The sequence below is a fragment of the Tateyamaria sp. syn59 genome (assembly GCF_007995245.1).
Lineage (GTDB): Bacteria > Pseudomonadota > Alphaproteobacteria > Rhodobacterales > Rhodobacteraceae > Tateyamaria.
This window is the reverse complement of the sequence record NZ_VCBA01000003.1, coordinates 114074-125851: the sequence shown is the minus strand read 5'-3', so window position 1 is coordinate 125851 and position 11778 is coordinate 114074. Positions and strand designations below refer to the sequence as shown.

The following is an 11778-nucleotide window of genomic DNA, read 5'->3' as shown; positions in this document are numbered from 1 at the left end:
CCTCCCTAAATTCCATGTCGGAACATCACCGTCGCCAAGGGCGGCACGGTGACGTCCACAAATTGCGGCAACCCGTCCCACTCCCCCGCCTGAGAGTGAACGGCGCCCCCATTGCCCCGGTTCCCGCCGCCATAAACAGCAGCATCACTGTTCAGAACCTCCGCCCATGCCCCGGCAGCAGGCACACCAATGCGCCACTGACGCTCCACCGGCGTGAAGTTGCAGACCACCACCGCAGGCGCATCGCCCTCGTCCCCCATCCGCACAAAGGCAGTCAGCGAGTGCTCCGGATCATTGGCTATCCACGCAAACCCCGACGGATCACAATCGCGCCGATGCAGTGCAGGCGTGTCACAATAGACGTGGTTCAAATCGCGCACCCACGCCTGCAACCCCTTCTGCCGGTCCTCGTGCAGCGCGTCCCAATCCAAAGCCGCATCATGGTTCCACTCCGCCCACTGCCCAAACTCGCAGCCCATGAACAGCAGCTTCTTGCCCGGATGCCCCCACATGAAGCCATAGTAAGCGCGCAGGTTGGCAAACTTCTCCCACTCATCGCCCGGCATCTTGGCAATCATCGACCCCTTGCCATGCACCACCTCGTCATGGCTAATCGGCAGCACGAAGTTTTCCGAGAACGAGTAATCAATCGGAAAGGTCATCAGATGATGATCGTATTGCCGGTGAATGGGGTCCTTCTCGATGTACCGCAGGGTGTCATTCATCCACCCCATGTTCCACTTGTACCCGAACCCTAGGCCGCCCGCGTCCACCGGCGTCGACACGCCCGGAAAGGCGGTGCTTTCCTCGGCCACGGTCATGATCCCCTCAACCTCGCCATAGCAGACGGTGTTCATCTCCTTGAGGAAATCAATCGCCTCGTAATTCTCACGCCCACCATCCTTGTTGGGCACCCATTCGCCATCGGCGCGGGAGTAATCGCGGTAGAGCATCGACGCCACCGCATCCACGCGCAGCCCGTCGATATGGTATTCCTTAAACCAATAGAGCGCATTGGCAGTCAGGTGGTTCTTCACCTCACGCCGCCCGTAATTGTAGATCAGCGTGTTCCAGTCCTGATGGAACCCCTCCCGCGGGTCGGCGTGCTCATAGAGATGCGTGCCATCAAACTGCGCCAGCCCATGGGCATCCGATGGAAAATGCCCCGGCACCCAGTCGAGGATAACCCCCAGCCCCGCCTTATGCGCCGCCTCCACCAGATCACGAAACTCATGCGGCGGACCAAATCGGATGGTCGGAGCGTAAAGACCAAGCGGCTGATAGCCCCATGACCCGTCAAAGGGAAACTCACTGATCGGCAGAAACTCCAGATGGGTGAAGCCCATCCACTTGGCATAGTCCACCAACTCGACAGCCAACTCCTTGTAGCTCAGCCGCCGCCCGTCTGCGGTATGCCGCCAAGACCCCAGATGCACCTCGTAGATCGAAATCGGCTTGTCCCGGCTCTGCGCCTGACCCCGCGACGCCATCCAGTCGGCATCGTCCCAGCCATAGCCCGAAATGTCCCGCACAACCGACGATGTCTCAGGCGGATGCTGCGCCCCAAACCCCACCGGATCAGCCTTCAAGAATGGCGCCCCGTCGCGCGGCGCAATCTCATACTTATAGAGATCACCCTCACCCAGACTCGGCAGGAATATCTCCCAAACCCCCGTCTCGCCCATGCGCCGCATCGGATGCCGCCGCCCGTCCCAGACGTTGAAGTCCCCGACAACAGACACACGCACAGCATTCGGCGCCCAGACCGCAAAATGCGTACCGGCCACGCCATCCAGTTCTGTGACATGCGCGCCCAGCGCCTGCCACAACTGCCGGTGCGAGCCTTCGCCGATCAGATACTGATCCACATCCGTCAGCACCGGACCAAAGCGATAGGGGTCGTAAAAGGACCATTCGGCCCCGTCCGAAAAACGCGCCTTCAAAGAATGCGCAAACTTCGAATTGGGCACCTGCCCGGCAAAGAGCGGCCCCTCCACCCGGTCCAGCGGGATAGACTTGCGGCCAACAACGGCCACAACCTCAGCAGCGTCCGGCACCAACGCCACGCACCACGCGGCGCGACCGGTCTTATGGACACCAAGCACGTCAAAGGGGCGGTCATGCCGCGCCTCCAGCAACGCATCAACGTCCCCTTGGGTCATATGGGGCGGCAGCATCTTGTTCTCCGCCCCACCCATCAGGCGATGCGCCCGATCAAAAACCCGCTGCCGCCAAACGTCACCTGCGCACCATCCACCTCCGCCGATTGATCCAGAACAGACGTCACCGAATGGGGCAATTCCACGCTCACAGGCTCAGGCGAAAGGTTGTAAACACACATCATATTCTCTCCACGCCTGAACCCTAACACGGGTTCCGGCAGATCAAGAAACACCGTCTTGCCCGCCCGCAAATCCTCCGACCCGCGGCGCAGCGCCAGCATCTCGCGATAGAAAGCCAGCACCGAATTCTCGCCCTGCGCCGACACCGCCCGCGCCCGCTGCGGCTCCTTCACTGGCAACCACGTCCGGTTCGCCTGCGAAAACCCACCATTCGGCGCATCCGCCTCCCACACCATCGGCGTCCGGCATCCATCACGCCCCGTCTTCTCGGGCCAGAAATTGATGCCCTCGGGGTCGGTCAACTCATCAAAGCTCAGCACAGTATCAACCTGCCCCAACTCCTCGCCCTGATAGATGCAGATCGACCCTTCAAAGCTCAAGAGCAGCGCCGCCGCCTGCTTGGCCAAGGCATCCTGATCCACCCCATGCTCCAGCCAGCGCCCCACATGGCGCGGCACGTCATGGTTCGAAAACGCCCAGCACGGCCACCCCTCCGGCGCATCGCGGAAAAACGCCTCGATCCGCTCACGGAAGTGCTTGGGGCTGAAATCCGGCCCAAGCATCTCGAAACTGTAGGCCATGTGCAGACGATGGCCGGAGGTGTATTGCCCCATGATATCAATAGCATGGTGGCTATCCCCCACCTCACCCACCATGGTCCGCGCATCATACTCATCCAGCAACGCCCGCAACCGCTTCAGGAACACCAGGTTCTCCGGCCTGTTCTTCGAAAACAGCGTGTACTGCATCTCGAACGGACGCACGGCATCCTGCGCCCAATCCGACGGGTTGGCGGCATTGTCGCGCAACAGATCGTCGTGGAAATAGAAGTTCACGGTATCCAACCGGAACCCATCCACACCCCGCTCCAACCAGAAGCGCACGCAATCCAGCAAGTAATCCTGAACCTCCGGGTTATGGAAATTCCAATCCGGCTGCTCCTTCAGGAAGTTATGCATGTAGTACTGCCGCCGCCGCGAATCCCAGGTCCAGGCCGGGCCACCAAAGATCGACAACCAGTTGTTTGGCGGCGTGCCGTCCGGCTTCGGATCAGCCCAGACAAACCAATCAGCCTTGGCATTATCCCGGCTCGCACGGCTCTCGGCAAACAACGCATGCTGATCCGACGCATGGCTCAGCACCTGATCAATAATGACCTTCAGGCCCAGATCATGCGCCTTCGCCACCATCGCATCAAACTCGGCCAGCGTCCCGAAAGACGGATCAATGTCCAGATAATCCGAAACGTCATACCCCATATCCGCCATCGGCGACGGAAACACCGGGCTCAGCCAGATCGCATCGACACCCAGCGACGCCACATGCTCCAACCGGTCCATGATGCCCCTGATGTCGCCAATGCCATCCCCATCCGCGTCCATAAAGGACCGGGGATAGATCTGATACGTCACCGACCCGCGCCACCAGTCTTGTCCGTCTGCCATCGTCAAAGCCCCTATTGCCAGATGTTAGCACTAACACTCAAAGCGCTTTGTTACGGGCCAGCCGCCCATAACGCAAATGATTCACGCACACGAAAAAAGACCCCCGCCATCAGCAGGGGCCTCGAAAGTGCTGAAATGAAATGGTGAAAAAGGCTCAGGTCACGCCGCAATACGTTTGGCGAAACTGTCGTAGTCAAAGGTCTGCTGGGACATGTACGGCAGGTGCAGCTCCAGCACCCCGGTCATGTCATAGAGATCGGCGGTGATCACACTGTCACCCGACACGGCGGCAGAAATGATGTTCGGCTCGGATGTCGGAAAGAACCAGATGGTCCCGTCCTTCGCCTCGAACACGTCCATCACAACCACCTCGATGCCCACATGATTGGCTGGCGGCGCATATGTGATCGTTTCGCTCTGCTTCCGCTCTTCTTCCACGACCGAGTTGAACTCGGCCTGTGTGGTCACCGTCAAGCCAAAGGTCGTGCTGGCCTTTGCAGAAAACTCCCCCATGGCCGCACCCGCCTCGTTGGTCTGCGTCAAGCTTGTCACCGTTTCAAAGAACAGGCGCGTGCTGTCCATCCGGGCCACCCGGCTTGACACCATCCGTTCAAAGGTCTGGCCTTGCGGAATGACATTAGTCACGGCGAACACCCCGGTCTCGACCACAGACGATTCCACATAGTCCGCGATGTGATAGACGCGCAGCTTGAACAGCATGTGGCCCGCATTGCCGCCGATGCCCAGAACCCGGATGTTCTTCAGAACACGCTTGGGGCCCGCGAATGTACCGCACTTGATGCTCCGGCCTAGGTTGGTCGTCAGCTCGACCCCGCGAATGCGGTCCTCTTTCTTCTTCTTGTCGTGGCTTTCGTAAACGACAAGCTCATTGATGTATTCGTCCTGCTGAAAGTTCAGAACGACGGTTTCCTTGCCCTGCACATCGCCATGATACGTGCCGTTGATGCGCACGCCTTCCACCATATCGTCGCCGCGAAAGCCGATGGAGTTGATGTGCTCAATGTCGAAATCCTCGCCGTGGTCTCCACCGATGGCAACTGTCTGAATGCTCATTTCAAGTCTCCTTTTTGCGTAATCTGCGTTTGGTGTTGTCAGCACCGACACCGTGTCGGCCTTGCACAAAGGTAACGACCGACCCCCGGGGTTTATTCGCGCGGTACGGGAAAAAATTTGCCGATGGTGCTTTGAAGAAAATCGCGCCCCACCCCAAAACGGCGGGACGCTGCCGCCCTGGACACCCTCAAATGGCAGAAAATCGCGAGCAATCCGGCCGCAGATTGCCCTGACGCAGCGTCAAGTTACCGTCCCCGCATCGTTAACTGATTTTTGGAGAAATTTATGACCGACAACAACATCATCGTCACAGGATCGCGCCCGCAAGACCCATGGGTGCAAAGCATTTCCCCCGACGACCTTTATGCGGTCGGCCAGTTTGACCTGCACGCCGCCATATTTGGTGCCCCCCAGCCGGTCTGGGGCCAGGGCACCGTCACGGACCCGTTCAGCGAGCCGCCAAAAGTACGCTCTGATCAGCCCAAGGAACCGTCCGAAGGACAGGAAGACTTTGCCGAAGACGGTGATCCCTTCAACGACGGCGAAGCGCCCACGCTGCAAACGGTCGAGGCGTGGCTGGAAGCCGCTGCTGAGGCAGATCAAAACATGACGTACTTCGTCTCAAGCGACGTAAGCGACCCTGATGCCTATTCAGGGTCTTACACCACAGGCGATGGCGACACGTTCACCTTCTACTCCAACGGGGACGGCAGCTATGGCCAGACGCAGGCACCCTCCTTCGATCCGGGCCCCGATCTTGGCCTCGGGGACGGCTTCCTGTTCTGATCCGATGAAAACCACGCAAGGGTCAGGTCACTGGCCCTTGCCTCCCGGCGCGGCACAGCCGACACGCTAACGCGCTGCACGTAACAGCGCCCATTGCGCGCGCGCGCGCCGCCCGCTACCCCATCCCAAATGAAACCGATCCGTCTCATCACCGGCTTCCTGACCGTGGGCGTCTGGACGCTGCTCAGCCGTATCTTCGGCTTCGTGCGCGAGGTGATGCTCCTGTCGCTGATCGGCCCGGGCCCGGTGATGGACGCCTTTGTCGCCGCCTTCCGCCTGCCCAACATGTTCCGCCGCTTCTTTGCCGAGGGCGCGTTCAACGCCGCCTTTGTGCCGATGTTCTCGGGCAAGCTCGAAGGAGGAGAGGACGCGGCGAAATTTGGCCGCGACGCCCTGAACGGGCTGGCGCTGGTCACCATGCTGCTCACAGCCCTCGCCATGATCTTCATGCCCGCGCTGGTCTGGGCCACAGCGGGTGGGTTCGGACAGGAACGCTTCGACCTCGCCGTGGGCTATGGGCGGATCATGTTCCCCTACATATTCTTCATGTCGCTCTCGGCGCTGTTCTCGGGCGTGCTCAACGCCACCGGCCGCTTCGCCGCCGCCGCCGCCGCCCCCGTCCTGCTGAACGTCCTGGTGATCACCGCAATGACCCTCGCCTGGGCCACGGGGGCCGAAGCAATCACCTGGCTGATCTGGACCATCCCGGTCGCAGGCGTCGCGCAACTGGCCCTCACATGGGGCGCTGCCGCGCAAGCCGGGTTCGCCCTCAAACCCGCCCTGCCCCGCTGGACGCCGGACATGTCCCAGATGGTCCGCACAGCCGTCCCCGCCGCGCTCGCGACAGGGGTCATGCAGATCAACCTCGTCGTGGGCCAGCTTGTAGCCTCAAACTACGACAACGCGGTCAGCTGGCTATTTGCCGCCGACCGTCTCTATCAATTGCCGCTTGGCGTCGTCGGCATCGCCGTGGGCATCGTCCTGCTGCCCGACCTGTCACGACGGCTCAAGGCCGAGGATATGGCAGGCGCCCGCAACGCCTATTCCCGCGCGACCGAGTTTTCCATGGCGCTCACACTGCCCAGCGCCGTGGCGCTCATGGTGATCCCCCTGCCGCTGGTGTCGGTCCTGTTCCAGCGCGGCGCAACAGGCGCGGATGACGCCGCCGCCATCGCCACCGCCGTCGCAATCTACGGCGCGGGCCTGCCGGCCTTCGTTCTGCAAAAGGTGCTGCAACCCCAGTACTTCGCGCGCGGCGACACGAAAACGCCGTTCTACTTCGCGCTCGTCGCTATGGTCATCAACGCCGCCGCGGCCATCGGCCTCTCCCCCATCCTCGGCTGGATCGCCCCGGCCATCGCAACGACGGCGGCAGGCTGGGCCATGCTCGGGCTTCTCTACGTCGGTGTGCGCGGCATGGGCGACGTGGTCAAAACCGACGACCGCTACCGCAAGCGCCTGCCCCGCATCATCGCCGCCTCTGTCGCCATGGGCGTGCTGCTAGGCGTCCTCGCCACCGTGCTAAAACCCGCCCTCGGCACCGACGGCGTCCGCTACATCGCACTTCTGGCACTCATCGCCGTCGGCGGCGCAGGTTATTTCGGCATCGCTCACGCCATCGGGGCCATGCGCCTCTCGGACATCAAAGGCGCGGTGCGGCGCGGCTAACGCTTGCGCAGGGTCGCCAAAACCCGCGTCCATCCACCGGGCATGACAAAGGCCGTAAGCGCAAAGCCCGCGCAAAACCCCGACAGCTCCGCCACCCAGGCATAGCCCACCTGAAAAAACATGCCGAACAGCAGCTGCAGCCCCATCAGCACGCCAATCAAGGTAAAGGCCCGCGCCTGCGGCCCACCCGTCGCCGCCAACTTCTGCCACAACAAAAAGGTAAAGACGCCAATCAGCCCATACACACTGGGATACGCCCCAAACAGCCACGCCTGATCGGTCACGAGGGCAAAGACCAGCGCCCCGAACACCCCGCACAGCACGAACAGCAGGATCACGGCCCAGCCGCCCATCACCTCCGCCACCATCTTGCCCATCGCCAGCAGGATCACCCCCGCAAACAGGGTCGAGGTGAACGCCCCATGCACGAATGGATAGGTCAAAAACCGCAGCATGTGCTCCGGCAACAGCACCCCATTGCCCAGCATGAAATCAAAGGCTTCCCCCGAAAACCCGTAGTCGTTCAACGCCTGCAACCGCCAGCCCACGGCGGCAGGCCCGCCAATCAAATTCGCCTCCCCCAGCGAAAACGCCAACTCCGGCAACGCAATGGCAGCAAACAGCAGCCACACCGCGGGCGGCAAAGGGTTCACGGGGCTCGGATCATACTGCTCTGACATGGGGCCTGCCTGCTTGACGCTTGTTACCCCCATGGGTAAGCCAACCACGCAAATTTGCCCAGAGGTTCCACAATGTCAGACAGCCAATTCACACCCCGCGTGTTCTCGGGCATGCAGCCCTCGGGCGGTCTGACGCTGGGCAACTACCTCGGCGCGCTCAAGCGCTACGTGGAAATGCAGAACGAAGGCACATACGAGACGATCTACTGCATGGTCGATCTGCACGCGATCACCGTCTGGCAGGATCCTGCCGAGCTTGCGTCGAAGACACGCGAACTCGCCGCCGCCTACATCGCCGCAGGCGTGGACCCGGAAAAGTCCATCCTGATCAACCAGTCCCAGGTGCCCGAGCACACGCAGCTTGCGTGGATCTTCAACACGGTCGCGCGCATGGGCTGGATGCAGCGCATGACGCAGTTCAAGGACAAGGCGGGCAAGAACGCGCAAAACGCCTCGCTCGGCCTCTTCGCCTACCCGGCCCTGATGGCGGCAGACATCCTCGTCTACCACGCCACCCATGTGCCGGTGGGTGACGACCAGAAACAGCATCTTGAGCTGACGCGCGACATCGCGACCAAGTTCAACCACGACTACGGCGTCGATTTCTTCCCCATCACCGAACCGGTGATCAAGGGGGCGGCCACGCGCGTCATGTCCCTGCGCGACGGGTCCAAGAAGATGTCGAAATCCGACACCTCCGACGCCTCCCGCATCAACATGACGGACGACGCCGACACGATCGCCAAGAAAATCCGCAAGGCCAAAACCGACCCCGAGCCCCTGCCCTCCGAATACAAGGGCCTCGACGACCGGCCCGAGGCGCGCAACCTCGTCAACATCTACGCGGCGCTGGCCGACATCAGCGTGGACCAGGTGCTGGCCGACCACGGCGGCGCGCAATTCGGCACCTTCAAACCGGCGCTGGCTGAGCTAGCGGTCGAAAAACTCAGCCCCATCGCCTCCGAAATGACCCGGCTTCTGAACGACGTCCCCGAGATCGATAGGCTGCTCGCCCGTGGTGCAGAACAAGCACGCGAGATCACACAGCCAATCCTGAAGAAAACCTACGAAATCGTGGGCATGGTCGGCGCGTAGGGGAGAAACTCCATTGGCGACGTGTCAACGTCAGCTGTGCGGGACGAAGCCTTTGAATAACTCGCATCGGCACGACACAATCGCCGCATGATCTACGTCCTGGTCTATCCCGTTTTCGACGAACGCAGTACCGTGCTGATCCGCGCTTTCAGAGAGACCCATGAGGCGCAAAGAGCTCGGTTGGTCGCGCCCCACATCACCTTGGTCTTTGGCGTTGCGCAGACGCATCTTGAAAGGTTATCCCGGCTGGTCGACGTCGTTTGTGAGCAAACCAGTACACTCCCGGTCACATTTGACGGACATGTGACTGAGTTGGACCCCTTTGAAAAGACATACAAAACTTTCCTGCTATGTGATGAGGGCTGTGCCGCGATAACCGCGCTGCACGACAAACTTTATGACGGCCCGCATCGCTCGGAATTCAACGCCGCGTATCCGTTCACACCGCATATGACTATTGGCTCCTATACCGCACAAACGGAGGCAGAGCAGGTCGATATTTCCGCTCTCGGACACTTCCCCATCAAAGGACAGGTATGCTCATTGGCGCTGGTTCAATTGGAAGACGGCGAGCTGACAACGCTAAAAACAGCATCCTTGATCACGTAGATATGGACTCGAAGCTTGCCGGAGCCTCGGGTGGTCATTGCAGCTGAACACCCCCCTGACCACGAGCAGATCCTTGATCGAGCACAACACAAGCTTGCCCGTACAACTGCACCACCCCTGTGCACCCCTGCGCCTAGCAACCAAAACCCGCACTCCCTAGCTTCCCAAGCAAAGGAGCCGCACCATGCCCGCAAAAGTCCCCGCCGACACAAGCGTCGGCCACATCCACCTCAAGGTCACCGACCTCGACCGCGCCATCGCATTCTACGGCGACGTGCTCGGCTTTACCCTTACCCAGCGCTACGGCGATCAGGCGGCGTTCCTGTCCGCAGGCGGCTATCACCACCACATCGGCCTCAACACCTGGCATTCCCGTGGCGCAGGCCCCGCGCCGGATCGGGCGGCAGGTCTCTACCACGTGGCCTTCCTCTTCCCTGACCGCGCCTCGCTTGGGGCCGCCCTCAACCGGGTGCTCGACCACGGCACCCCGCTCGAAGGCGCCGCCGATCACGGCGTCTCAGAAGCGGTCTACTTCCGCGATCCCGATGGCAACGGGATCGAGCTTTACCGCGACCGGCCCGAGGCCGACTGGCCCCGCGACCCGGACGGCGCGCTTGCAATGATCAACCAGCCGCTCGACATCAACGCCCTGCGCGCCGAAGGTGCGGCATAATTGCCTGCGTTAACCCTTTTCCGGGCTAGTTTGCCCGCTCAAATGCCAAAACGCGCAGTTTCGGGCGCAAAATATGCAGTTTTGCCAAATCAGGCCGAAATGGCCCGGATGTCACGGCCCGAAAACACGCAGTTTCACCGGCAAAATGTGCAGTTTGCCAATTTCCGGGCCGCGCCACCGCCCGAAATCAGCGCCCAAAACCCCGGTTAACAGACCGCACGCTGCCATGGACAACACCCCGTCCCTCCGCCACCTTGTCCCCAAATCGGAGGGTCGGATGAGCACCGCATTTTTCTGGGACGAACGCACCATGTGGCACGGCGGCGGCAACTATGCTTTCACCGTTCCCTTGGGCGGATTGGTGCAACCGCTGGCTGCTGGTGGCCTGCCCGAAAGCCCCGAAACCAAGCGCCGGATGAAGAACCTGATGGACGTCACCGGCCTTACAAACGACCTGCACGTGACCTCTGCCGACGCGGCCACAACCGAACAACTCCTGCGCGTCCACCCGCAAGAATACCTGAGCAAGTTCAAAGCGATGTCCGATGATCAGGGCGGCGAAATCGGCCACCACGCCCCCTTTGCAAAAGGCGGCTACGAGATCGCTGCCCTCGCCGCGGGCCTCACCACCGCCGCTGTCGAGGCCGTGCTGACAGGCGCCTACGAGAACGCCTACGCCCTCGCCCGCCCACCGGGCCACCATTGCGAAGCGGCCACTCCAATGGGCTTCTGTCTAATGGCCAACATCGGCATCGCCATCGAGGCCGCCAAAGCCACCCGCCCCGACCTGCGCGTCGCCGTCCTCGACTGGGACGTCCACCACGGCAATGGCACGGAATCCATCTTTCGTGAACGCCCAGATGTGCTCACCATCTCGCTCCACCAGGCAGGCAATTATCCTTTAGAAACCGGATACTTAACTGACCGCGGAACAGGCGCAGGAGAGGGCACAAACCTCAACCTTCCGCTCCCCGCAGGCACCGGTCACACCGCCTATCTCCACGCCATCGACCGGGTTGTCGCCCCCGCCATCGAAGCCTTCAACCCCGACCTGATCATCGTCGCCTGCGGCTTCGACGCAGGCGCCGTTGACCCCCTCGCCCGTATGCTCGCCACGGCCGAGACCTTCCGCGAAATGACGCTCAAAATCAAAGCGTTAGCAGAGAGGATCTGCGACGGCAAACTCGTCCTCAGCCACGAGGGCGGCTACTCCGAAATCTACGTCCCCTTCTGCGGGCACGCCACGCTCGAAGCCCTCTCCGGCAGCAAAATCACCGCGCCAGACCCCATGGCCCGCGCCTTGAACAACCGCCAACCGGGCCCAAGGTTCGACGCTTTCCTGCGCGCCGAAATTGACCATATGGCGCAACAACTTAACCTCTAACCCCTTGACGTCGCAGCACAAC

Annotated in this window: 10 protein-coding genes; 6 read left to right on the top strand and 4 right to left on the bottom strand. The window is 61.4% G+C overall.

The window, feature by feature from the left end:
• Positions 1-5: 5 nt before the first annotated feature.
• The 3 genes from glgB to FD715_RS06685 form a co-directional block, all read right to left on the bottom strand.
• Positions 6-2177, bottom strand: a complete 2172-nt coding sequence (gene glgB, locus FD715_RS06695; protein ID WP_147107079.1) for a 1,4-alpha-glucan branching protein GlgB — start codon at positions 2175-2177, stop codon at positions 6-8.
• 20 nt (positions 2178-2197) lie between these two features.
• Positions 2198-3787, bottom strand: a complete 1590-nt coding sequence (locus tag FD715_RS06690) for an alpha-glucosidase (RefSeq protein ID WP_147107076.1) — start codon at positions 3785-3787, stop codon at positions 2198-2200.
• Between the two features lie 159 nt (positions 3788-3946).
• Positions 3947-4861 carry a jacalin-like lectin gene (locus FD715_RS06685; RefSeq protein ID WP_147107073.1) on the bottom strand — a complete coding sequence of 305 codons (915 nt, stop codon included), beginning with the start codon at positions 4859-4861 and terminating at the stop codon, positions 3947-3949.
• Between the two features lie 285 nt (positions 4862-5146).
• Here FD715_RS06685 and FD715_RS06680 point away from each other — a divergent pair, with 285 nt between their 5' ends.
• Together FD715_RS06680 and murJ are read left to right on the top strand one after the other, a co-directional pair.
• Complete coding sequence (locus tag FD715_RS06680) at positions 5147-5647, top strand: hypothetical protein (protein WP_147107070.1); 501 nt, start codon at positions 5147-5149, stop codon at positions 5645-5647.
• 129 nt (positions 5648-5776) lie between these two features.
• Positions 5777-7315 carry a murein biosynthesis integral membrane protein MurJ gene (gene murJ, locus FD715_RS06675; protein ID WP_147107067.1) on the top strand — a complete coding sequence of 513 codons (1539 nt, stop codon included), beginning with the start codon at positions 5777-5779 and terminating at the stop codon, positions 7313-7315.
• Here murJ and FD715_RS06670 read toward each other — a convergent pair.
• On the bottom strand, positions 7312-7995 hold the full coding sequence (locus FD715_RS06670; RefSeq protein WP_147107064.1) for a rhomboid family intramembrane serine protease: 684 nt from the start codon (positions 7993-7995) through the stop codon (positions 7312-7314). The genes murJ and FD715_RS06670 overlap by 4 nt on opposite strands.
• Positions 7996-8067: 72 nt before the next feature.
• On the opposite strand from FD715_RS06670, the gene trpS reads away from it, so the two are divergent.
• From trpS to FD715_RS06650, 4 genes are all read left to right on the top strand, one after another.
• Complete coding sequence (gene trpS, locus FD715_RS06665; protein ID WP_147107062.1) at positions 8068-9090, top strand: tryptophan--tRNA ligase; 1023 nt, start codon at positions 8068-8070, stop codon at positions 9088-9090.
• Between the two features lie 87 nt (positions 9091-9177).
• Positions 9178-9699, top strand: a complete 522-nt coding sequence (locus tag FD715_RS06660; protein WP_147107060.1) for a 2'-5' RNA ligase family protein — start codon at positions 9178-9180, stop codon at positions 9697-9699.
• A 184-nt stretch (positions 9700-9883) separates the two neighbouring features.
• Positions 9884-10372: a VOC family protein gene (locus FD715_RS06655; RefSeq protein ID WP_147107057.1), complete on the top strand. Its 489-nt coding sequence runs from the start codon at positions 9884-9886 to the stop codon at positions 10370-10372.
• A gap of 277 nt (positions 10373-10649) precedes the next feature.
• Positions 10650-11756, top strand: a complete 1107-nt coding sequence (locus tag FD715_RS06650; RefSeq protein WP_147107054.1) for a class II histone deacetylase — start codon at positions 10650-10652, stop codon at positions 11754-11756.
• The last annotated feature ends 22 nt before the right edge of the window (positions 11757-11778 follow it).